Source organism: Gluconobacter sp. NFX36 (assembly GCF_049887835.1).
GTDB classification, from domain to species: Bacteria; Pseudomonadota; Alphaproteobacteria; order Acetobacterales; family Acetobacteraceae; genus Gluconobacter; species Gluconobacter japonicus_A.
Genome location: NZ_JAGEKJ010000007.1, coordinates 134,575 through 155,368 on the forward strand (window position 1 = coordinate 134,575; position 20,794 = coordinate 155,368).

A 20,794-nucleotide genomic window follows, 5' to 3' on the forward strand; every position below is an offset into this window, starting at 1 on the left:
AGGATACCAATTCGAAGCTCAGATTTCAGAAATGAACGTTAAAAATTTTTAACTACAGAGTTATTTGTGAGGAAATAGAAGAAATTTTCATCCTGAATTATATTCAGGAAACGTCGAATTTTCGGAATGCGAAAGATGAATATTGAATCGCTTCAACAGTTTTCTTGAGGTTCTGCATCTCAATGCCGCTTAAATATGTCGTGGCACCTTGGCTCTTATGGCTGGCTTCATGCCCGAGTAGGGCATCAATCCAAAGCTCCCGGATATCGCTGTTCTGGTTTCGCAGAAGTGTTGAGACTGTATGCCGGAACCCATGGAATGTGACTGCTGGGGGAAGCTCCATCATCATTTTGTAGCGTGAGAAGGCTCGACTGAAGTCAGCACCACGATTGCCATCCGTTGATATCTTCAACTCAGAGAAGAGATATTTCTCGCCTGCGTTCTGGAAATTCAGAATACCCCAATCAAGCAAAGCGGAGTGGATAGGAACGAGACGTTCTCCAGCTTCTGTCTTGGGCGACCAGTTGTCTTCAGGATGAGCACAAATGCGGAAGCATAGAACGCCATCAATAGTCTCAATGTCCCCATTGCGCAGATTGCAGATTTCTCCCAGACGCATGCCGCTATACGCCGCGACCATCGTGATGCCTTTGAAAGTATCAGCGGGGATACTGCACAAGGGCCATGGCGTTTGCAGAAGTTTGCCCATCTCCTCTGCTGTCCAGGCACGACGTGAGGTCTTTTTGGTCAGATTGAAGTCCCAATTTCCCCAGGGATTCTTCTCAACCATATCTCGGCGCAGGAGGTCGTTCCACAAAGAGGAGAGGCGCATGAAGTGGTTCTTCACAGTCTTTGCGCTCAGCGTCGATACATCGTGAGATGCGGCTCTTTCGATTTCTTCTTGCAGAGACAAATTCTTGGTCTTGCCGTGTGAGGCAGGCAACGAGAATAAGACATCCCTGAAATCACCGGCGACTTTGCCATCAATCTCGCGAATAGGCCTGTCGCCAAAAGCCTCAATGAAAAGCGCTACGGTTCTGCTGGTGTCTCTCTGAGTTTCGAGGCTTTTCGCAGGCTTGCTGTTCAAAAAGCGGTTGAGAGCCTCAGTGAGCAAAATGGCGGGCCGTGTCTTCGGTGTTGCTACGCCCTTTTTGGGCTTTGTCTCAGTTTCATTGGTCGCAGGCGCTGAGGTCTCGGTTGCAGCGCTCCGACCATCGAGCGCTTTTGTGAATGTACTCAAGAGCGTCTCATGAAGACGCTTGATTTCGTTCTCAAGACCTTTCTTCTCAGCGGCGCTGATATTGGAGGCCTCGATCAGTTTTCGCGTCATTGTCGTCATGTGATTCTGGCTGTCGAGCGCGACGGCAATGACTTTTTCGATGCCCGCGCTCAAGGCACGGACGTCGTGAGCGTGTTGCATAACGCTTTTGTAGTATTTGATTTGTCCAGCCATCTCCGCAGATGAGACGTCGTTCTTTCGAGTGGTCTCCTGCGTTGCGAGCATGTTTTGGTATTTTTCCAGAAGCGCCCGATAGACGTCGTCTTTAGTTTTGAAGCCGTGCTTCGTCATGAAGTCAGCGCTATCGTTTGCAGATGGCGGTTTGGAACGGCTCACGCTGCGAAGTCCTCTGAATAAATCACTCGTTTGCCCGTGCAGCTCTGCTGCGCGACGTCTGGCTTCAACTTTGCCTGCTGTTCCCAGCGAGATCCAGATCTCGCTTTTTCCGAGAATCGGACGGAGCGCTTGAGGCACAACACGGCGGAAGTGGAATCGTGAACCGACTTGCTTGAGCACGAAGCTTCTCCAGATTTTGGAGAAGAGCTTTGGAGAACCAACCCGCAGATTGCGGGTCATATCCTCAAATTTCTAATGAAATCAGAGAGTTATGTGGTGCGAGCTGCGGGACTCGAACCCAATGTTGCGGGACGCGTCCCGCAGCCAAACCCTTGAAAATACGTCGAAAACGCCGACGCCAGTCTTTCCATTGCCATATACTTAACGAGAGTCTGGCAGACATTCTGGTAACGTCAAGACGCCATGGAAGCGATATGAGCCGCATGTGTTTGGACGACTGGAAGCTCATCAGAGGGAAGGGGGCTGAGATGCCGGAAGACAACGATAAGGACGTTCGGGAGCCTTTGCGCAAAAGCCAGGAAGAGGCTTTGCAGTCCCTGAAAACGATAGGCCGGAAGTTACCCGCTGATTTTCGTTTCGAACGTCCTCAAGACCATGAGCGTTGAGAGCCGCCAATTGTCTTCACCGGCATGTGACGACAGCAAAGCTGTGAGGGTATCGTCTCGCAGTTTAACGTTCGGTCCGAAGTCCCAGCGCCTTTCTGCGCTGTGTTGATGTCAGGACAAACGATGCCCCTCATTTATATCAATTACCCGGTTGGGACCTTCAGCAAAGAGAAACAGGACGGTTTGGCAGAGACGCTGACCACCATTGCCCTGGATGCAGAACAGCTGCCCGACACGCCTTTTGTTCGCAGTACGACCTGGATTTATTTTCGGGAATACGCCGAGGGCATGGTTTATCACGGCGGCAAAACAGACGGTCGCAATGTGATTGGTATCGAGGTCAATGCCTTCGAAGGCGGCTTTAACACCGCTGCCAAACAAAAACTGTTTGCCGGGTTTACAGAGGCTGTCCGCGAAGCAGCGGGTTTGGCCGCTGATGATTTGGTGCCTGTCTATATTGTTCTACGGGATGTTCCCCCCGAAAATTGGGGTGTTTTTGGACAAACGATTTCATTGAATGACCTGCGCCATCCACCAGAAAATGCTGAGCCTGTGTAGAAAATATTTTCAGTCAAACGATGGGAGAAAATAATAAAATTTGAAGTATTTTCATTTTTCTTCTGTCGTTTTCTGAAATTCAGTTTCTGAATTGCTATCCTGTTTTCTGAGGTTCTCTTGAGCTGAGCCAGCAGTGTCGAATGGCTACCCATTCAACAGCTGGCAAGGGGGAGTGCCTCCCCCGTTGACCCCCACAAACGAAAAAGAAAACAGGATGCCCCCTCATGCCCGATGCTTCATCTCCATCCCGTATCCGATCTTCCCGCCTGTCCGTGCGTGCGTCTCCTGACGAACTGGCACGGTGGAGCCAGAGCGCCCGGTTTCTCGGCCATGCTACGACCGCTGACTGGGTCCGGGCATTGTTGCAAGATGCGGTCCTGTCTCACCATTGCGGCGGAACGGTCAGCCGTGAACTCCGTCAGTTGCGTGGCGAATTAGGACGGATTGGCAACAACCTGAACCAACTCGCTCACGCTGCGCATCTCGGTGATGCCGTTTCCTGTAGTGACACCTTGCAGGATATCGACCGCCTGAAAGACCGGACCGATCATCTGTTGCGAAATTTGCGTCCGGTTCGTGTCCAGAGGGCTCGGTCTGTTTCCGTGCCTCTCACGCACTGAACCAATAGTCATGTTCTCGCAGGTGCGACGCCATGATTGTTCAGGAAACCAGAATTAAGAGCAGCAGCGGACACCAAGCGGTTTCACGTCATGTTCTGTCTGGCGCAAAGAACGAAGCCATTCGCCTGATTGCAGGCAGTGACTACCTGTTAAAAGATTGGATGAAGGAAGCGCGTCGCGAAAACATTCGATACGGCTTGCGGCATATCGCTTTCAATCCATCCGAACCGATGACAGATCAGCAACTGTCTGACTTTGCAGGAGACATCTGCCGAGAACTGGGCGCTGACCCTGAGCGCATGACTCTGGTGATCCATCAGAAAGACGGCGGCACCCATGGCCACCTCTTATTGCCCGAATGGCAGGAGGATCATGTGCTGAGCAGTAAATTCACATGGCAGCGTCTGGAAAAGATCGCCCGTCTGGAAGAGCTGAGATTGGGTCACGCCCTCGTTCCCGGACGTCATGACCGGGCTATTGCGAAAGCTTTGAGAGAGGCCGGAAACTCTGAGGCCGCAGACAAGGTTGCGGCTCTGGTTCCTGAAGACAATTCGGCACGTCCAGTCTCTGCTTACACATCACAAGCGCGGAGAATGACAGAACGTCAGGATTTCGATTTGCCTGCGGCCAGACGCGAGATCATGGCGTTTTGGGAAAAGTCGGGAAATGACCTGAAGACGTTCCGCCGCCTTCTTGCTGAGAAAAACTGGCGCATGCGCCCCGGAGACCGCACGGACCGACGGCGGGACGCTCATGTGATTGAGACAGCTGAGGGTCTGCTGATCGGATCATTCACACGCCTGACAAAGGTCCGCACAAAAGATTTTCGTCTTCTTCTGGAAGCAGAGGCGTCGAGACCATCCCCTCTGGATCTTCGTCCTGTCGTGAGACAACTGGAGCAACAGGAAAGACGGCATCAGCAGCGGTCAGGGCGGAAACGTGCCGTGAAGGACCTGATCTGGGTTCCGCCAGCCTCATTACCAGCCCTGGATCGCCAGAGGCTCCATGAACAGGGCCGAAGAGAAGCGGCCGTGATCCGAAAGCGATTGCCGTCCATCGGTTCGCTTCGATACCCCGAACAGTTCAGCGAGGGGTTCGGGATCTATTTGAAAGACTGGAAGCAGGAGATGCAGGCTGCCCGACGCGTTCTGAATGCCCGGCATCCGCTCGAACGGCGCTATGGGCCGGACAGTCCGCTCGATATCCAGAGCGAATGCATCATGCGGATGATGAAAGACGGATGGAGCAGATTGAAGCAGGCCCATCAGGCCGTTGAGCAGGCGCGACAGGGGCTGGATGAACTGGAAGCTCGGAAAATCCTGTTCTCCCGGAAGAAAAGATTGTCGCAAGCAGAGGAGCAGTACCGCCAGGCGCTGGCTCAACTGGCCGAAATCCTGCGCTATCTCGTCCAGTTCATTCTGTATCATTTGGGGCTGAGCAGTCAGAAGCCTGATCCGATCCAGTGTCCAGTTCCGATAGAACGAGAAATGACATTGCAGGATTATCTGCAAGAGAGACGCGAGTTGCTTCAGACCCTGCTGGATGAGAAAGCTCGCCGCCTGTGGATCAAGGATCGCTGCCGGGAGGCAGAGCACAAACGGGCCCGGATGATTGCCCAATGGCATGTGGAGCGTGTGTCGGAATGTGAGCAGGCACAGCAGACCATTGCAAGGCTTGAGCGCTTGCACCGGCTGTCATGGTCGCTTCCCGAGGATGTTCGCATGGAAATCAGGGATTTGAAACGACAGGGGCAGCTTCAGATGGCCCTGAGGAAGCTGGAGCGTTTCGACAACAGGCATGCCCTGGTATCGCCGACACCTGCTCATCGCTCTGATGTCACTCGACGCTCTCAGCCAATGGCATTGCTAAAGAAGACGTCACCCACATCTTCTTTAGCTCCATAGGAAATGGGAGAGCTTGCGATTGCTGATGCCTCATGTCGGACATATGGATCTTCTGATAGTCGCCCTCTAAGCCGACAAAGTGTCGCTGCCGGGTTCGAGCATCGGCATATGTCTCTTTTTGAGAACTCGAACGACAAGACCTACCGTTTGCTACAACGCCCGCAGGTCGACGTACTGTCCTATGGCGAGACAGGTAACGCCTACCTAAAGTTGGGCTACTTGGGCGATTACCTAAGCATCAATCGTCTACCTATCTGGCCTTTACAATTGGAAAAGCCCGGCGCGAGGGCGAACCCGGATATGGACTCATCCAGACACGCTCACCAATGGCTAACGTGGGTGCGGCATAGACCGATTCCACGTGGCAGAAGATATCGCTGCCCAGTGTAGAAGCAAATCCCCAGTTATTGTTGTCGAATTTTTTGATAGTCCCAAATTCGCGAGGAGCCGTCGAGTAATAGAGACCTTCACAGGCCATCACAAGTTGGTCAGCAGTTGGGCGTAATGCAGGATCTTTCTGCATACATAATTTGATAAGCTCGAATATCGCAGTAACAAATGGAGCGAACTGGCTTTTTCTTACTAGAAGAGGAGGAGGTGGGGGCACTTTTGCTGCTTGAATTAGCGGTACGGCTTTGTAACCAGCGCCGAATGGTCGTTTGCCGGTCAGAATCTCGAAGGTTAGTGCGGCAATGGCCCAAACATCGGCGGGCTTATCTGCGTGCTTCATATCGTCAATCGTTTCCGGTGCCATGTAAGGCAAAGCACCGAGCGCGGTTTGAGAACTGGTGAGGCCGTCTTCATCACCTGCCACGGCTTCTTCAATCTCCTCTTGAGCCATTTTTGCGATGCCGAAGTCCGTAATCTTGAAACCAACAAAATCTTGGCCTCCTACGACCATGACGTTAGTCGGCTTGAGGTCGCGATGGATCACATTGACATGGTGAGATGCCGCCAATCCTTTGGCTAGATGGTGCATCACGCGTCCGGCTGCAAAGGGGTCAAGCATCCCGACATAGTTTTTCAGGAAATGGCCAAGATCGCAGCCCTCAATCAGTTCTTCGACCAGATAGAAGCGAGCACCTTCTTCGACATAGTCAAGCGTCTTGGCCACATTATCGTGGTTAACGCGAGCGCTGAGATTAGCACTTCTGTTAAAACGCTTTTCTGCGGTTGGGTTTTTGGGAGACTTGAGAACAACGTCACGTTCGAGTAATTGATCGTGGACGCGGTAGACTTCCTGCATACCGCCCTGACCGATATAATTGGTTATTCGGTACCGACCGCCTACAAGATCGCCGATCGCATGCAGCACACCACTCATAGAATTACCTCCGGATGCGTTACATCAAAAGTAATGTATCGCCTTTTGATGCCAAGAGTGGGTGCTCCTAACGTAATCACGCACGCGCCAGGTAAATTCTGTGGCGGAACAATGCGCATATTATTGATAAAAACATCACCGACAACATTGGTGGCGATAAAATCATATCCGTTGTAACTTACATTTACCGATCCCAACGAACCGGCGCTCAATTTCACGGCTTGACCAATCTGCTCAATGTAGTGAATTTTCTCACCAACGATCATGGTCGCCTTGTGTTGACCATGCAGAAGATGACGACCAATGGTGTCCCGGACTGTGTCCATGTTCGGTCGATTAGCAGGCTCTTTTGATAAGCACTGATTAAGGATAGAGGCAATTGCTGGCGGAAGGGCGAGCGTTTGCTTGGTGAAATCAGTCTCCACACTGGGTAAGCTGGGCGGGATTGAGCAAAGCGTCTTGGGCAGTTTTCCTCGGACGAGCTTTAGGGCCGTGGCTCCAAAGGCAAAGACGTCAACAGCCGACGTGAAGTTAACCTTTTGATCCGATGGAACGCAAAGTTCTGGCGCGATATAACCCCGTGTTCCGATTGTTCCGATAGTCTCGCAATTTACACCGTCAGTTCGAGACAAGCCGAAATCGAAAATTCGGAGACAGCCCTCAGCGTCGATTTTCATATTATTTGGTTTGATGTCGCGATGTACCACCCCGACTGCATGAATGTCAGCGAGACCGCAAGCGATCGCATAAACGTGGCGTAGAAATTCTCCAACCTCATTGATTGGGATGACGTCATTCAGATCTTGGCCGGGAAGGAACTCTTCCACAAGCGCAGTAACCGTACCTGAGCTATCTTTCAGTACATCATAAATCTGAACAACATGCTTGGATCGGATGGCACTTAGAGCCTTGACTTCATCGAGAATACGCTTCTTGTCTACCCCCGTTTGGAGCATCTTGACGAGTACAGGGCGATCCAGATGCTTGTCTTTGCACTTAAACGCGGTCGACATCCCACCGCCGGAAAAGGAAGCTCCATCTTTTTCATAGCGAGTGGGCAACTTCATTGTTTGTCCTCTTCGGGTGGGCTGGCGGGCGTTGAAAACTGAACATCGACTTCGTTGTTGGGTCCATCAAATTGCAACTGGGCAGCAGCTTCAGCTTTTGGAGTAGTGGGTCGCCGTTTGGTCTTGCGTGCCTTGCTTGCCCGCGATTTCGCTTTGGAGGCAGCAGGCTTGATCTCCTGTTCATTGTTGACGGCGCGGTCCGGAGCGGCGATCTTTTTCGAAGCGGGTCGCTCTTCGATCCGCTTGCTCGGTTCAGGCGGCTGATAGTTTGAGGACGCATTGCGTATGTGTTCCGAACGCTCCCATGCGTCTGGACCCGTGATATGGATCGCCAAGGTATCGTTAGGCAGGATGGCAAGCAGCTCGTTATCCCCTCTCGCGTCGTAGAGTTCCGCCTCGGTTCCTATGGGAAAGAAAATGGCTGAGGCGTTATCGCGACCGCCCGTCATGTCGGACAGCATCAGCAATTTTCGGACAAGGTCACCCCCTCCCGCAGCGGCACTTACGACACGTTGGAATACAGAGTGGGGAACATCGTGCGCACCGTCGGATGTCAAGAGGACCGAACGACAATAGCCTGGAACGGGGGCAATCTGAGCCTCCATTTCCTCGCCCATCCCGACGAACTGAAGCAATCGCGAGTCCTTCGGGGCTTCCCCTTGCCCTTCTTGCCGCTTCAAAAGAGCATTAATAGTATCATCGCGACTTAATTGCTCTACCACGCGGTCGGGCATGACACCGTAAATGCGGCTGTCGCCCACGTGACAAAATATTGCCCCATCATTGAATGAAATTACTGCAGACAGCGTTGTGCCACCGGCACCATGTAGTCGCTGATAAATTTGTGTGTTCGCAAATGCGATTGCCTTAGAAAGGCGCTCTTTCCAGCCGATAAGCGGGGTAGAAAATAAATAAGCAGTAAAGGAACTGGCAGCAAGAATCGCGGCCTCCCGGCCTTGACTCATGCCACCAAGACCGTCACAAATCATCGCAATAGTAAAATTCTCACGACAATCATGTGCATAGGACACTCGTGCGACGAGGCAGCAATCTTCATTGCGCTTTCGCACCTGCCCAACGCTTGATCCAATTGCGACACCGCTGTGCGTGCGAGTGGCGTTACCGGAGCCTTGAGCTTCTAATGCTCTCGCCAGTCTGTTTCGTATCCGCTCTATCAACCCTGCGCTCCGCATCCTAGAATAATAGTCTATTGTTCCGGCAAGAAGATACAAGCCCCGACGGAGTGACGTCGCTTGGCAGATGAACCTAAAGCCGATGCGGCGGCTTTCAGAATCCAAGTTTAACCAAAGATATGGCATAAATTAGCACATAGTCGTCGTAAAGACCTTCGATGTAAATGTCCTCTCAGGTTGTCATGCGTCCAACAGCCGACCTACTGCTTTCCCCCCCATAACCGCCGTCAGCTCTCCGGAATGTCTAATTTGAACGTTGGGAATTCCAGCGCTTCGATGACATTTTTCAGGTTCTGCACATCAATGGAACTGGTGTAGTTCATCGTCCCTTGACTTCGGTGTGAGGCTTCGTGTCCTAGCACCCGGTCAATCCATAGTTCTCGGAAGCTCGCATGCTGATTGCGAAGTTTCGTTGAGACTGTGTGCCGAAAGCTGTGAAACGTAATTTCCGCTGGAAGGTCGAGCTTGGTTTTGAGTTTTGAGAACGCCTGGCCAAAAGCAGCGCCCCTGACGCCTTCACTTGATGTCAGCAGGTCGGGAAACAGGAAATGCTGCTCCGGTTTCAAAAAGCTCATGATGCCCGCTTTGATAAGCTGGGAGTGAATTGGAACCAGTCTCGTTCCTGCGGCAGATTTCGGAGACCACCCGTCCTTTGGATGGGGGCGAACGTGGAAGCACGCCACCCCCTGCACATTCTCGATATCCTGGCAGCGCAGATTGCAGATTTCTCCCAATCTGAGGCCCGTATAGAGGGCCACATTCACCATCCCTGCATAGGTTCGACGGGAAATGCCGCGATGCTCCCATGGTGCCTGTGTCAGCACTGACAGCTCTTCATCGGTCCAACAGCGTCGTTCTGTCTTCTTGGCCGTATTGAAGGACCACTGCGCCCAAGGGTTCTTGGCGACAATTTCGCGTTGCATGAGTACGGACCAGAGTGAAGACAAGCGGGAGAAGTGGTTCTTCACGGTCTTGCCGCTGACCGTCTCCAACCCTTGCTCCTTTGCTGCCTCTACCGCTTTTCGAATGGGCAGGCGGTTCTTGGATTTTCCATGTGTTGCAGGCAGCCCGAGGAGCAAATCGTGAAAGTCTCCGGCCGTTGTGCCTGTCACTTGGCTGACAGGCAGATCCCCGAACGCTTCGATGAACAGGTCGAGCGTTGTTTTCGTTCCCTTTATCGTGTCTGCGCTTTTGCTTGCGTCATTCAGGATAAAGCGTTGAGTCATCGCGCTGATAGTTCGGGCCTTGGCCTTCTTACGGTTCTCTTGAGCCGGAGACGGCAAGGCTTGAAGCGGTTCGTCTTCTGCTCTCTTCTCAGCAGAGAGGGCAGGCACCGGCGTTAAAGCGCCGCTTGAAGCTTTGATATCGACGACCAGTTTGCGAAGCCCCGCAATCTCATCGCGCAGCATAGCCTCACGGGTCTTCGCGACGGCCGTACCCACAGCCTGTGTCTGCTTTAAGCCGTTGAGGAAAGCATCGGTCTGTTCGAAATGTCCTGCGATGATGTCCAGAAAAGTGTCGACCTGCTGCAGGTACGCCGCCATCTGGAGCGCCTGTTGGGCCATTTCGACCTCATGTTTGGTCTGTTCTTCTTGCAGGCGAACGTTGTGATAGTTTTCCCAATCCTTCACGAACTGCTCGTAGAAGCGAATGATATCGACAGCGGTTAGGGCTTTTTGTGCTGGCTCTGTCGTCATCCGCCGAATCTCCTCAAAGCACTGGCCGGTACGAGCATAGAGCAGAGCTGCTTTCTGTCGTGCCAGCAACTTACTGGACGTTTTGAGCGGGTGCGAGACCTCGCTTCGGCTTAGCCAACTCCGTAGGTCCAGAGGGACAGAACGCCTGAAATAATATTGCGACCCGACGATTCGCAGCATGCCGTCAGTTTCCCCATTCTGGGAAAGACTGTGGGACAAACGCCCTTTTTAACGCCGAGGCGCGTTTTTATATGCATTTTCAATAGGTTAGTGGTGCGAGCTGCGGGACTCGAACCCTCACGCTCTGCAAAATACCAAGCAGACAACACACTGAAAACGAACGACAATTTCAGCCGTTACCGTCCTTCAAGGTTGGTAATCCCGCACAACCTGCGGGCAACCCGGTGGAGCAGTCAAGCTTTGCGAAAGGAATTGCTCTCAGGTTGAAGAATAAAGTAGATACATCGTATAAACTTTTCCTTTGGAGGCTCCTATGCATGGTATCGTCAGAAAATGGGGAAACAGTGCTGCTGTCCGTCTTCCTGCCTCTGTGCTGGAGGCAGTCAGTCTGAAGGTTGATCAGGCTGTGGACGTCCGTGAAGAAGACGGACGGATTATCATCGAGCCTGTTCGTGCTGCGGCCCTCAGTCTGGATGCCTTGGTGTCTGGCATTACAGACAGCAATCGACACGAAGAAGCCAGCTACGGACCTGCTGTGGGTGGTGAAGTCTGGTGAGTGGAAAGAGTAAGGCCTCGTGGGTTCCAGATTGCGGGGAGATTGTCTGGTTGGAGTTTGACCCACAGGCGGGAAGAGAGCAGGCGGGGCACCGTCCTGCTGTTGTGCTCAGTCCTGCCAGCTACAACGCCAAGGCAGGCATGATGCTGTGTTGTCCGACGACTACGAAAATCAAAGCCTATCCGTTTGAAGTAGCTATTGCGGGCAAGACGGCGAGTGTCGCTTTGTCTGACCAGGTGAGAAGTCTGGATTGGCGTGTTCGGAAGGCAAAACTCAAGGGGAAGGTAACGTCAGAAGAGCTGGAAGCCATCCGTCAACGCGTTCGGCTTCTGGTCGGCTGAAAAGTCGAGAGTTTTTCAAGGGTTTTGAAGGCGAAAGAACGCGGGAGAACGCGGGAGCCAGCAGTGCTCAATGGCTACCCATTGAGCAGCAGACAAGGGGGAATTTTTCCCCCGTTGACCCCCTTTATTTATTAGAGATCTATATTGAAACTTGGAGATTTTGTATAATTATTGAATTGATTATGCCGCAAAAATAGTACCAATATAGTACATAATTTATTGGTATTGTGAGGCTATTATTTTTGAGATAATGGCATTTTTGTGTCCACATTGTTTTGTGTGGAGTGATATGGAATCGTAATATGATTAAGAAATCTACATTTGCCATCTTCTCTCTTTTTGCTTTGTCTGCATGCGCAACGCCAGGGGAAGAGGATCGGGCGAATTCGTATACTGCGGATCAGGTAAATTCTCGCCAGGAAGCTAAGGTCGTCAATATTTTGGCTGTATTGCCCGCACGAGTTCAAGTGAGCAATGCGCAGAACCAAAGAGCAGCTCAGATCGGTGGTGCTCTTCTGGGGGCAGGATTGGGTGTAGGGCTTGGAGTAGGAGTAGGCCATTCCGCAGGCTTGGGTGCTTTGGGTGGAGTTGGCGGGACTGCTGCTGGTGCTGGTGCTGGTTCTTTGGTGCCGGGGAAAGTTATGGTCGATGGTGTCTCTCTAACTTATACTCAAGATGGGCATACTTATAATTCTGCTCAAGTTGGAAAAATTTGTGAGTATAAGCCGGGTCAGGCTATTATGGTTATGACTAATGCGAATGTAACCCGCATTCAAGCCAATGCCTCTTGCCCTGTTCAGAAGTCTTAATTTATTATATTTAGGGTTTTCTTGATGCGCACTTTATTTGTTGCTACCGTTTTTTTGGCCTTTCCTGCTGTAGCAATTGCTCAGCCGGCGTTAAGCGATCAGATTAATGCTGTAGCTAATGCTCAGGCACAGGAGGAATCTTCAGAGCGTGCCCAGTATCAAGCGCAACAAGAGGCCTATCAAAGAGCTGCAGCTGCGAGGGAGCGCGCTGTCGAGCGCCAACAAGCGATAGTCAATGCTAACGTGCGTGCTCGTGCGGCTGCAGCCGCAGCTGATAAGAAACGAGATCAAGATTTTGAAGATAAAAATCGTGATTTGGATTTAGAAGAAAGACAGCTGCGCCTTCAGGCTGAAAAGGCGCGCGTTGCTCGCGAAAATGAATTTATTGATCGCGATCTACATAAAGAAGATGCCGAAACAGACGTTATTAAATCTAATGCCGATGTTAATAGAAACATAAGTACTGGTGAAAAAACTTTACTCGAAAAAAATGGTGATAAAGCTGCGCTTGAAGGTCAGGCTGCCGTCAAAAAAGAATCTGGTTGGTTCGGACATTAAGGGTGTTTTCCAAAGGGAGTAATCTCCCTTTTTTATTTTTTGATATGTTTCCATTTAAAAAAACGGGCATAAATTTGGGATATCAAGTCTCAAGAAGGATAAATTTTGATGTTCGGGCTTCTGGTTTTACTACTGTTGGGTGGAATTTTCGGATACGCTATCAAAACATATAATGGTTTGCGCTTCCGATCTGAAGGAGTGAAGCGGTCTAACTCTGATTTAATCGGAATGTTGCGTAAACGCGTTACGTTGGTGAACCAGTTGATAGATATTTGTAAAGGTTATGGTGAGCATGAGAAATTAACTCATATCACGGTTTCTGAAGGTGCCACTAACGTTGCTGAAAGCGCGAGCATAGCACGTGCTGCAAATACTGTTATTGATAGAGTAACCGCAATAGCATCAAATTTTCCTGATTTAAAAGCAAATCGTACTTATGAGAAATTAATGGACCAACTTCATTCTATAGAAGGAGAAATCCAAGAAAAAAGAGAATTATACAATAGAACGGTTGAATTGTATAATACGCAGCGCGCAACGTTCCCTGCAGTGCTCTTCTCCGATACACTAGGATTCCCAGAGGCACCATATTATCAAACAAATGAGGACGGTTTAGACGCAAAAATTGAATTCAAAACTGACGATGGTGCTATTCTCCGAGAGACGATGAAGCGTATTGGAGACAATGCGACGGAGCGTGGAAAGCTTCTGGCGCAGCGTGCTGGAGCGCAAATTGAAAATTTTAGAGAAGTAAAAAACGCGTCTAATTTTCATGAAAACGACCAAGATAAAGATGATGAGAATTCAAAGTAGAATTAATATTTTTTGTTGAATATTTTGGCTCTTTGAGGGGGTCAACGGGGGATGCAATCCCCCTTGCCAGATGCTTAATGGGTAGCCATTGAGCACTGCTGGCTCCCGCCTAACTCCAGCCTTTCCTGAAAAGGTCGTCGGGATAGACAATGGCCTCAACGGTCTGTTTGAGATTGGACGTTGTGATGCCACTGAGATAGGTCGAAGTGCCTTGGCTCTTATGCGTTGCTTCATGTCCCAAAAGCCTATCAATCCAGATTTCCCGAATGTCAGCCGAAGCGTTTCGGAGTTGCGTGGAAACGCTATGCCGAAACGAATGGAACGTAATTTCTGCAGGAAGCCCGAGGCGGGTTTTCATGGTCGAGAACGACCGCCCGAAGACTGTTCCTCGAACACCGTCCTTCGACGTATTGAGGTCAGGAATGAGATACGGGCCGTCCGGGGTGTCTTTCGGGGTGAGGAGTCCTGCCTCAATGAGTTTGGAGTGCACAGGAACAATTCGTGTTCCGGCGTCTGTCTTGGGGGACCATCCGTCTTCTGAATGAGGCTGGATGACAAAGCACGGAATACCGTCAACCGTTTTCAGGTCTTCTTTTCTCAGATGACAGATTTCCCCCAGCCTCATGCCGGAGTAGGCCCCTATCATTGTGATGATGCGGAATGTGCTTTCAGGGACAGAACTACTGGGCCAGTCGCCTGTCACCAAGGTGTGCAGCTCCTGATTGCTCCACCCCCTGCGGATGGTCTTGGACCCAATCTCAAAGCTCCATCCGGTCCAGGGGTTTTTCTTTACCAGTTCTCGCTGCAATAACTGCTTCCACAGGGCTGACAGCCGCATCATATGGTTCTTCACGCTCTTGCCGCTTAGAGTAGGGCGTCCGTCCTCTCTGGCACGGTTTGCTTCTTCTGTGAGTGTGAGACGGCTTTTCCGCTTTCCCAGAGACGCAGGTAGGGAAAAGAGCAAGTCCCGGAAGGCTCCGGCCTTCTCGCCGCCAATGATAGAGACAGGCGCGTCTCCAAAGGCTTGCAGAAACAGCTCTACGGCTCGTTGGGTGGCTTTTTTGGTATCGGCGCTGGCATGTGGGTTTTTGAGCACAAACCGCGTCAGAGCTTCAGACAGGAGCAAGGGCTGTGGCTTGCTCTGCCTCTTTTGGGTTTTCCGCATGTTCTGCGGTCGTGGTCTCCGTCTTGAGGCGGGCAAAGGAACCGCTTCAATGCCTGCCGCACTGTCGACGAGGCGATGCAGGTCACTCAGTGCGTCCCGCACGTGCGGGACAGCTTGTCGCTCCTGTCCCTCAGCCAACGCCCGAGAAGTCTCCTCAAGCAGTTCTGTTGTCCTCGCATGAAGCAAAGAGGCCCGTTTACGGGCTTCGTTCTGATAGCCGGTTTTTAAAGAAACCCAGATTTCCCGCTGATTCAGCGTCGAGCGAAGGGCAGGGGGGACGATTCGGCGGAAGTGATAAGTGGTGCCGCGAATACGGAGCATGAGACGTCCTTCAGTGGGGAAGGACGGTGGAGCAAAGGATACCTTTGCCCCATTTAAGCCGAAAAACCGTTCATTTCCGGGAAGTCTGTGGTGCGAGCTGCGGGACTCGAACCCGCACGCCCTTACGGACTCGAGATTTTAAGTCTCGTGCGTCTACCATTCCGCCAAGCTCGCACACGCCTCATGCTGCGCGCAGCAGGGCGGTCCCGTTTTCGCGCAACCAGCGCTCCGCTGCAAGGCGTCCTGGGCGACCATTTAAGCAAAAATGATCAACAAGAGCCCAAAAATCGGAACTATGGTCAAAATGTCTGAGATGGGCGAGCTCATGAATGATGACGTAGTCCCGGATTTCAACCGGGGTCATTAGCAGGCGCCAGCTCAGCATGATGCGACCCTGACGGGTACAACTGCCCCATCGTGTTCGAACGTCTCGTAAATCCAGACGGGAAGGAACAAGTTGCATTCTTTCGCTGTGGCGTTTTACAGCGGTATCCAGACGGTCTTTTGCAAGTTTAAGCAAAAAGTCCCGCACTCTGCGTTCGGTATGCTCGGCATCTCCGCTCACATGAAGTCCGTCATCGTCCAACCATGTACCGCGACGTGCAGTCGGTTCATGGAGAATGGGGACGAGGTTGCCTTCGATCATGATGTCATGCCCATGCGCCAGAACCGGCTGTTCAGGCAAGGACGTTAGAGACGTCGAAATCCAGTCCATATGTTGCTGGACGAACGCCAATCCCTGTTTGCGACTTATACGATCAGGCATTGTTACAATGACGCTGCCTTGCATGGCATCAATCCGCAGGGTCATGCGGCGGGCACGTTTCGAACGTCGCCAGACAAGGGGGACGGTCGGAGGAAGCATGAAAGGTGTTCTAGCCGGACTGCTTCAAGGACATGCAGGGGGGCGAGTTTTCAGGCCACTCTCCAGGCCAGTCAACAATGTAATTTTCCAATGAGCCCGCTTGCCGTTCGCTGATGCAACGACCGCCAGCAGATGCACCGGACGTGTGGACGCTGTCACGGGTGCCGCTGCGAAGGGGGTGCCATTCAGGCAGGTCAAAGCCGTCACGCAGTAATCGGTATGCGCAGCTTGGGGGAAGCCAGTCGATGTCCGCAAGGAGTTCCGGTGTCAGTGTGATGCAGTCTGGAACTTTGCGATGGCGCTTGAGATAACTCGTGCACCGGCAGGTCTGCGTATCCAGAAGGCGGCAGGCGACCGTTGTATAGACGACCTCTTCCGTGTCTTCATCGCGTAGCTTGTTCAGGCAGCAGCGACCGCATCCATCACACAGGGATTCCCATTGTTCAGGTGTCATCTGGTCCAGAGGCGTGGTCTGCCAGAAAAAAGGTACGGACGTCATGGACGATCCAATATCACACACCCGACTGTCAGGAGAACTGCCATTGTGCAGGACAGAAGTGCGGCTGGGAGCAGAAGGGGCAGCCAGATCAGTCGTACACGCGTTGAGAATTTGGCGCCTAGCCCTATTGCTGCGCGCGTTGTGCCAGCAGGCATACCTAAAAGTGTAGCTCCGAATGGAAGCATAACGGCAGGAGAGATTAAGCCGCCCTGAAGCACATCATAATATCGCCCGGTGAATATCACGCCTGCCTTATGTAACTCAGGAAGGGCGAAGGCGAGCGCGGGCCCTGGCAAAAGAACCAGAAGACCTAATAATCGTACATATCTGGCGGGAAGCAGGCGCATCAACAGTGTGATGACGGTGCACCCCAGAAGCAGTCCTGAAAGAATGGGAGCCAGATGAAGGCGGAGGGAGAGGGCCATCATGGCTGCTTGCTGCCATACCAATCCTGGAATCTCTGTTCCAGTTGATCCCCGTATTTTGTCCAGAATGCTTCGTTGACGGGTAATATTATCCCGTTAGGCGCTACTGCGCTGTCAGGGGTGTCATCCAGATGAAGGGACGTTTTGTTGAGGTGCTCAAGCGTCTTTGTGGCTACTTCGTTTGGCGTGTTGGCAGGAATCGCCCAGTAAAGGGGAGTACGAAGGACGACGTCTGGTTGGGCAACAAACAGCGAGGATGCCGGACCAGCCTTCACTTTTGTGCTGACGCTGGAAATTTCTGCCATGGGAGCGCTGGTCATCAACGCGCTGCTTTGTTCCATGATGCGTGCGGCATCGTCTGGCGTTTTCCACCACACGATATAGGGGCGCAGCAGATCCAGCTTATGGAAGGCACGATCCACACCAGCATGCGTGGAGAGTGCTGTGTAGATATCTCTTGGATCGATACCATCAGCAAGAAGCGCGATTTCAAGGGTTGTACGTGCACTCAGGCGAAGGCCGCGTCTGCCAGGATGGCGGGCAACATCCCAGAAATCTTTCCAGCCAGGAGCGGACGGCAGGCGGGACCTGTCCCAGGCGAGGGCAAGTGTGCTCTGGCCTCCAGGAACGCCGCATGATGTGTTGTTCTCAATAGGGCGAACCCAGTTCTTCTGGCAGGCTTCTGAAAGCTGGCTTCCGTTCAACAGGACTGCCGCCCAGTCCGCTCTTGCAGCATGGACGCCAACATCCAGAGTTGTCTTCTGACCATCCCACTCAATCAGTCGTATTGTGCTGTCTGCTCCTGCCAAAGCGTTGGCAGCGACAGTTCCTTCCGGGACACCCCAGCCGGGTGCAGGTGGGGCGGCTGGTTTTGTATTTTTCCGGTGTTTCGCGACGGAGTGTGTTCTGGAATGTTTATGCGCATGAGCCGAGGCTTCGGGCGTTGAAAAAACAGACGTGACGCTTTGGCCAATATGCGAAAAGAATCTTTCCACACTCGCGGATGCACTCTGCGAGGAGCTGGATGTAGTGGCATGGGCAGGCATATTCAGCGGAAGGCACTGAAAAAGCAGAAGACCCGTCAGCAGGCGTGAAGGACGTAAGGCACGACCGAGACCCGCCCGGATACAGACCGGGAGCGTTTGTCGCAAAAGGGAGGCGGGCCGGGACAGATGACGATCCTTAGTTCAGGGAGAAACGAGAGCGGGCCAGAAACCCACCATAAAGCGGCGGCACTTTAATACAGGTCGGGCCGAAGCGGAAAGGCCGTCGCATGTCCCGCTGGCCAGGCTAGTTGGACGGGGGAGCCGGGGCGGGGGAGTTTCTGTGTTTGAAGGGGAGGGCGACGAAGCTCGATTTCGGTGCCGTCCGGGCAACGGACTCGCATTCTTATATGGTCCCCGAGATGCACGGTCTCTGTCAGGGTACCGCGTACAGGCGGCATATCCTCATCTTCCAGTCCAAGAGACTGTGTGCCGAAGAAAGGAGAAATCCGGTCAGGCCGGACACAGACCAGACAGGCTTGTCCTTCAGCCAATTCGCTCTCGGAGGCAAGGGCTTCAACAACTCCGCCGCACGCAAGGTGGATGCGCGCAATATCATCCCCGATATCGAGCACCTGCCCGGTCAGGCAGTTAGCCTCCCCGAAAAGTGTAGCGACCTCGACGCTTGCCGGACGGTCGTAGAGGTCTGCGGCAGAACCAGACTGAAGGAGCATCTGACTTTGGAAAAACGCAATAGAGCCTCCTGCCCGTAAGGCGTCTTCTTTGCTGGGAACACTCTGAAGGATGCTGAGATCACGGGCGCGCGTCAGTTTTGAAAGCAGGGATGCCATTCGACGTGCTGCCTGTGGATCCAGTGCGGCGAACGGATTGTCGAGCAGGAGGACGGCGGGGGATGTAACGAGTGCTCTTGCAAGCATGACCCGAAGTGTTTGTTCTGGTGAAAGGGTGCGAGGTGCTGCTTTCCCCAGGCCATCCAACCCGAGAAGGGACATCATTCTACCTGCACCGGCGTCAGCTTCTGCGTGTTTTTGCCCTTGGGCGCGGAGTGCGAAAACGATGTTGCTCTGCACATCCAGGTGGGGAAACAGCGGGTCCCGTGTGCTGATCAACGCCACACCGCGCTGACCAGCCGGGCGTGATGTGATGTCGGTGCCACGTACAAGAATGCGGCCGCCCATTGAAGGAGAAAACCCGGCGATCAGATCCAGAATACCGGACAGCACGGCTATGTCTGTACCATACGCTGTCACAGTCTCGCCTTGAGGAACAGACAGATCGAAGGCTTCCGCCTGTAAACCGGGACGAAGTGCTTCCAGTTGAAGGGCCATCGTCACACGGGGAGCGGCCTGACCTCTGGGGTTGGTAAGTGGAGCGCCGGGTGGGCGGGGCATGCAACCTCTGATAATGGTTTTGCGTTTGAAGTGAGATACAGGGCTTGATTCCCAAGCCCCTACTATATTGCAATGAGGGTTTGAACATGAGCCGTGATACCGTCAAGAAGAACATCGAAGTCGCTGCAGAAACCACGCAGGAGCAGATTGACAGTCTTCGCAAGCAGGTTGAGCAGATCCTGAACGACTATGTCAGTCCTGTGCTGCTACAGGCTGCTGATCGCACGGAGCACGCCGTTGCAAATGCCCGTAAAATCACGGATCATGAAATCGAAAATGTATCGACGCGTGTGCAGTCGCGGCCTATCGCCGCTATTCTGATCTCGGCTGTGGTCGGTTTCCTGGCGGGCCGTTTTTCCAAATAATCGGCACGTAACCTTTTCAGGCGGGAAGCAGGCGATTTGCGCAGGCCTGCACCCGTCCTGTTTAGAATAAAGGCGAACGATCCTCCATGAAGCCTATCGAACTCGGTCAGGAAGTCCTGTCCGCCCAAGGCCAGATCCTCTCACGTTCCGCGATGCGAATCGGCCGTCGGGTGGCTTGTGCTCTTGTTGCAGTCGTCTTCCTGCTGTTCGCCGCCATTTCTTTTCACGGTTTCCTTTGGGCTTTCTTTATCAGTGTTGCAGGACTGAGCTATGTTAAAGCCAGTCTCTGTGTCATTGGTGTGGATATGCTTTTTGTGGTGATCTTCGCTGCGCTGGCGGCTTGGTCCATCCCCGATGTGGTTGAAATCGAGGCTCGTATCCGCCGTGACCGTAAGCTCGTCGAACTGAAGCAGTCTATTGCAGTCACCGCCGTGACGGGGCTTTTGCTTGGACCGGCAGGACGTTTTACAGGCCGGAAACTCTTTTCACTCATCAGAAGTTTTTTCAGTTATTCCAAATAAGACATTTTATGACTGATTTTTGTCAAAGCCATCTGGCCACCCGTGGGTTAATGGCGTAAGGACTTCGCCTGTGCCGTGATCACGCCCTTGTGGGAGTCGTCACGGACTTGCGAGGAGTCCCGTGGAAAGTTCGTCGAACAGTCCGTTAGTTGGCAGTAAGGTCACAACCTGATGCTTACGGAAGTTAATCTCTTCGGCGTCTTTGTCGCACCCCTTTCAATCTATGCCGTTGCAGCAGTGTTCGTAACATTGTTGTTGAGAAGCATTCTGTGGCGGACCGGCGCCTTAAGCTGGTTCTGGCACGTCGCTCTATTTGAAATAGCGCTCTATGTCTGTGTTCTCTGTCTGCTCATCCTTTACGTCTAGGAGGGGTCGGC

Annotated in this window: 23 protein-coding genes, 1 tRNA gene and 2 pseudogenes; 12 read left to right on the forward strand and 14 right to left on the reverse strand. The window is 52.5% G+C overall.

All coding sequences use genetic code 11. The features are described 5' to 3' along the window. Positions 1-103: 103 nt before the first annotated feature. Positions 104-1,615 (reverse strand): tyrosine-type recombinase/integrase, encoded by a 1,512-nt coding sequence (locus J4P41_RS09215; protein WP_426066927.1) that lies wholly within the window; start codon positions 1,613-1,615, stop codon positions 104-106. Between the two features lie 63 nt (positions 1,616-1,678). Beyond that, a pseudogene (locus J4P41_RS09220) lies at positions 1,679-1,855 on the reverse strand (DUF6538 domain-containing protein); the annotation flags it as partial. Between the two features lie 194 nt (positions 1,856-2,049). Here J4P41_RS09220 and J4P41_RS09225 point away from each other — a divergent pair. From J4P41_RS09225 to J4P41_RS09240, 4 genes are all read left to right on the forward strand, one after another. Continuing rightward, positions 2,050-2,241: a hypothetical protein gene (locus J4P41_RS09225; protein WP_426066872.1), complete on the forward strand. Its 192-nt coding sequence runs from the start codon at positions 2,050-2,052 to the stop codon at positions 2,239-2,241. 123 nt (positions 2,242-2,364) lie between these two features. Continuing rightward, entirely contained in the window at positions 2,365-2,799 is a 435-nt protein-coding gene (locus J4P41_RS09230) for a tautomerase family protein (RefSeq protein WP_426066873.1), read from the forward strand. Between the two features lie 224 nt (positions 2,800-3,023). Continuing rightward, complete coding sequence (locus tag J4P41_RS09235; RefSeq protein ID WP_426066874.1) at positions 3,024-3,419, forward strand: plasmid mobilization protein; 396 nt, start codon at positions 3,024-3,026, stop codon at positions 3,417-3,419. A 32-nt stretch (positions 3,420-3,451) separates the two neighbouring features. Then, positions 3,452-5,323 carry a hypothetical protein gene (locus tag J4P41_RS09240; RefSeq protein WP_426066875.1) on the forward strand — a complete coding sequence of 624 codons (1,872 nt, stop codon included), beginning with the start codon at positions 3,452-3,454 and terminating at the stop codon, positions 5,321-5,323. A 250-nt stretch (positions 5,324-5,573) separates the two neighbouring features. On the opposite strand, the gene J4P41_RS09245 is transcribed toward J4P41_RS09240, so the two are convergent. The 5 genes and pseudogenes from J4P41_RS09245 to J4P41_RS09265 all read right to left on the reverse strand — a co-directional run. Then, positions 5,574-6,647 carry a serine/threonine-protein kinase gene (locus tag J4P41_RS09245; RefSeq protein ID WP_426066876.1) on the reverse strand — a complete coding sequence of 358 codons (1,074 nt, stop codon included), beginning with the start codon at positions 6,645-6,647 and terminating at the stop codon, positions 5,574-5,576. Continuing rightward, the gene (locus tag J4P41_RS09250) at positions 6,644-7,714 is read right to left on the reverse strand and encodes a serine/threonine-protein kinase (protein WP_426066877.1); all 1,071 of its coding nucleotides are present in this window, start codon (positions 7,712-7,714) and stop codon (positions 6,644-6,646) included. The genes J4P41_RS09245 and J4P41_RS09250 overlap by 4 nt, the downstream gene beginning before the upstream one ends. Beyond that, on the reverse strand, positions 7,711-8,784 hold the full coding sequence (locus J4P41_RS09255; protein ID WP_426066878.1) for a PP2C family protein-serine/threonine phosphatase: 1,074 nt from the start codon (positions 8,782-8,784) through the stop codon (positions 7,711-7,713). Before J4P41_RS09255 ends, J4P41_RS09250 begins: the two co-directional genes overlap by 4 nt. 350 nt (positions 8,785-9,134) lie before the next feature. Next, positions 9,135-10,604, reverse strand: coding sequence for a tyrosine-type recombinase/integrase (locus tag J4P41_RS09260; protein ID WP_426066928.1), 1,470 nt, complete (start codon positions 10,602-10,604; stop codon positions 9,135-9,137). A gap of 12 nt (positions 10,605-10,616) precedes the next feature. Continuing rightward, a pseudogene (locus J4P41_RS09265) lies at positions 10,617-10,784 on the reverse strand (DUF6538 domain-containing protein); the annotation flags it as partial. A gap of 313 nt (positions 10,785-11,097) precedes the next feature. Here J4P41_RS09265 and J4P41_RS09270 point away from each other — a divergent pair. The 5 genes from J4P41_RS09270 to J4P41_RS09290 all read left to right on the forward strand — a co-directional run bounded on the left by J4P41_RS09270 (position 11,098) and on the right by J4P41_RS09290 (position 13,861). Further along, entirely contained in the window at positions 11,098-11,340 is a 243-nt protein-coding gene (locus tag J4P41_RS09270; RefSeq protein ID WP_426066879.1) for an AbrB/MazE/SpoVT family DNA-binding domain-containing protein, read from the forward strand. Then, positions 11,337-11,681, forward strand: coding sequence for an endoribonuclease MazF (gene mazF / locus J4P41_RS09275; protein WP_426066880.1), 345 nt, complete (start codon positions 11,337-11,339; stop codon positions 11,679-11,681). Before J4P41_RS09270 ends, mazF begins: the two co-directional genes overlap by 4 nt. 302 nt (positions 11,682-11,983) lie before the next feature. Next, positions 11,984-12,490 (forward strand): hypothetical protein, encoded by a 507-nt coding sequence (locus tag J4P41_RS09280; RefSeq protein WP_426066881.1) that lies wholly within the window; start codon positions 11,984-11,986, stop codon positions 12,488-12,490. Between the two features lie 24 nt (positions 12,491-12,514). Continuing rightward, complete coding sequence (locus J4P41_RS09285) at positions 12,515-13,048, forward strand: DUF5384 family protein (RefSeq protein WP_426066882.1); 534 nt, start codon at positions 12,515-12,517, stop codon at positions 13,046-13,048. A 108-nt stretch (positions 13,049-13,156) separates the two neighbouring features. Further along, positions 13,157-13,861 (forward strand): LemA family protein, encoded by a 705-nt coding sequence (locus tag J4P41_RS09290; RefSeq protein ID WP_426066883.1) that lies wholly within the window; start codon positions 13,157-13,159, stop codon positions 13,859-13,861. Between the two features lie 109 nt (positions 13,862-13,970). Here the strand turns inward: J4P41_RS09290 and J4P41_RS09295 are convergent, their stop codons facing one another. From J4P41_RS09295 to J4P41_RS09325, 7 genes are all read right to left on the reverse strand, one after another. Continuing rightward, complete coding sequence (locus tag J4P41_RS09295) at positions 13,971-15,347, reverse strand: DUF6538 domain-containing protein (RefSeq protein WP_426066884.1); 1,377 nt, start codon at positions 15,345-15,347, stop codon at positions 13,971-13,973. An 88-nt stretch (positions 15,348-15,435) separates the two neighbouring features. Then, positions 15,436-15,521: transfer RNA gene (locus J4P41_RS09300), tRNA-Leu, on the reverse strand. A gap of 7 nt (positions 15,522-15,528) precedes the next feature. After that, positions 15,529-16,212, reverse strand: coding sequence for a M48 family metallopeptidase (locus J4P41_RS09305; RefSeq protein ID WP_426066885.1), 684 nt, complete (start codon positions 16,210-16,212; stop codon positions 15,529-15,531). Positions 16,213-16,222: 10 nt separating this feature from the next. Continuing rightward, positions 16,223-16,711 (reverse strand): YcgN family cysteine cluster protein, encoded by a 489-nt coding sequence (locus tag J4P41_RS09310; protein WP_062021331.1) that lies wholly within the window; start codon positions 16,709-16,711, stop codon positions 16,223-16,225. Next, on the reverse strand, positions 16,708-17,139 hold the full coding sequence (locus J4P41_RS09315; protein ID WP_426066886.1) for a hypothetical protein: 432 nt from the start codon (positions 17,137-17,139) through the stop codon (positions 16,708-16,710). The genes J4P41_RS09310 and J4P41_RS09315 overlap by 4 nt, the downstream gene beginning before the upstream one ends. Next, positions 17,136-18,131: an extracellular solute-binding protein gene (locus tag J4P41_RS09320; protein WP_010505721.1), complete on the reverse strand. Its 996-nt coding sequence runs from the start codon at positions 18,129-18,131 to the stop codon at positions 17,136-17,138. Before J4P41_RS09320 ends, J4P41_RS09315 begins: the two co-directional genes overlap by 4 nt. A 242-nt stretch (positions 18,132-18,373) precedes the next feature. Beyond that, complete coding sequence (locus J4P41_RS09325) at positions 18,374-19,531, reverse strand: ABC transporter ATP-binding protein (RefSeq protein WP_426066887.1); 1,158 nt, start codon at positions 19,529-19,531, stop codon at positions 18,374-18,376. Between the two features lie 86 nt (positions 19,532-19,617). Between J4P41_RS09325 and J4P41_RS09330 the strand changes: the two genes are divergently transcribed. The 3 genes from J4P41_RS09330 to J4P41_RS09340 all read left to right on the forward strand — a co-directional run bounded on the left by J4P41_RS09330 (position 19,618) and on the right by J4P41_RS09340 (position 20,783). Then, positions 19,618-19,896: a hypothetical protein gene (locus tag J4P41_RS09330; RefSeq protein WP_426066888.1), complete on the forward strand. Its 279-nt coding sequence runs from the start codon at positions 19,618-19,620 to the stop codon at positions 19,894-19,896. Positions 19,897-19,982: 86 nt separating this feature from the next. Further along, positions 19,983-20,417: a hypothetical protein gene (locus J4P41_RS09335; protein ID WP_426066889.1), complete on the forward strand. Its 435-nt coding sequence runs from the start codon at positions 19,983-19,985 to the stop codon at positions 20,415-20,417. A gap of 171 nt (positions 20,418-20,588) precedes the next feature. Continuing rightward, positions 20,589-20,783 carry a DUF1656 domain-containing protein gene (locus J4P41_RS09340; RefSeq protein ID WP_007284708.1) on the forward strand — a complete coding sequence of 65 codons (195 nt, stop codon included), beginning with the start codon at positions 20,589-20,591 and terminating at the stop codon, positions 20,781-20,783. Positions 20,784-20,794 lie beyond the last annotated feature (11 nt).

Excerpts from the sequence above, each read along its gene's own strand:
- J4P41_RS09285 (WP_426066882.1), top strand. The coding sequence starts at position 12,515 with ATGCGCACTTTATTTGTTGCTACCGTTTTTTTGGCCTTTCCTGCTGTA.
- J4P41_RS09240 (WP_426066875.1), top strand. The coding sequence starts at position 3,452 with ATGATTGTTCAGGAAACCAGAATTAAGAGCAGCAGCGGACACCAAGCG.
- J4P41_RS09290 (WP_426066883.1), top strand. The coding sequence starts at position 13,157 with ATGTTCGGGCTTCTGGTTTTACTACTGTTGGGTGGAATTTTCGGATAC.
- J4P41_RS09260 (WP_426066928.1), bottom strand. The coding sequence starts at position 10,604 with ATGACGACAGAGCCAGCACAAAAAGCCCTAACCGCTGTCGATATCATT.
- J4P41_RS09310 (WP_062021331.1), bottom strand. The coding sequence starts at position 16,711 with ATGACGTCCGTACCTTTTTTCTGGCAGACCACGCCTCTGGACCAGATG.
- J4P41_RS09305 (WP_426066885.1), bottom strand. The coding sequence starts at position 16,212 with ATGCTTCCTCCGACCGTCCCCCTTGTCTGGCGACGTTCGAAACGTGCC.
- J4P41_RS09280 (WP_426066881.1), top strand. The coding sequence starts at position 11,984 with ATGATTAAGAAATCTACATTTGCCATCTTCTCTCTTTTTGCTTTGTCT.
- J4P41_RS09225 (WP_426066872.1), top strand. The coding sequence starts at position 2,050 with ATGAGCCGCATGTGTTTGGACGACTGGAAGCTCATCAGAGGGAAGGGG.
- J4P41_RS09340 (WP_007284708.1), top strand. The coding sequence starts at position 20,589 with ATGCTTACGGAAGTTAATCTCTTCGGCGTCTTTGTCGCACCCCTTTCA.
- J4P41_RS09325 (WP_426066887.1), bottom strand. The coding sequence starts at position 19,531 with ATGCCCCGCCCACCCGGCGCTCCACTTACCAACCCCAGAGGTCAGGCC.
- J4P41_RS09270 (WP_426066879.1), top strand. The coding sequence starts at position 11,098 with ATGCATGGTATCGTCAGAAAATGGGGAAACAGTGCTGCTGTCCGTCTT.
- J4P41_RS09250 (WP_426066877.1), bottom strand. The coding sequence starts at position 7,714 with ATGAAGTTGCCCACTCGCTATGAAAAAGATGGAGCTTCCTTTTCCGGC.
- J4P41_RS09315 (WP_426066886.1), bottom strand. The coding sequence starts at position 17,139 with ATGATGGCCCTCTCCCTCCGCCTTCATCTGGCTCCCATTCTTTCAGGA.
- J4P41_RS09245 (WP_426066876.1), bottom strand. The coding sequence starts at position 6,647 with ATGAGTGGTGTGCTGCATGCGATCGGCGATCTTGTAGGCGGTCGGTAC.
- J4P41_RS09235 (WP_426066874.1), top strand. The coding sequence starts at position 3,024 with ATGCCCGATGCTTCATCTCCATCCCGTATCCGATCTTCCCGCCTGTCC.
- J4P41_RS09230 (WP_426066873.1), top strand. The coding sequence starts at position 2,365 with ATGCCCCTCATTTATATCAATTACCCGGTTGGGACCTTCAGCAAAGAG.
- J4P41_RS09335 (WP_426066889.1), top strand. The coding sequence starts at position 19,983 with ATGAAGCCTATCGAACTCGGTCAGGAAGTCCTGTCCGCCCAAGGCCAG.
- J4P41_RS09295 (WP_426066884.1), bottom strand. The coding sequence starts at position 15,347 with ATGCTCCGTATTCGCGGCACCACTTATCACTTCCGCCGAATCGTCCCC.
- J4P41_RS09330 (WP_426066888.1), top strand. The coding sequence starts at position 19,618 with ATGAGCCGTGATACCGTCAAGAAGAACATCGAAGTCGCTGCAGAAACC.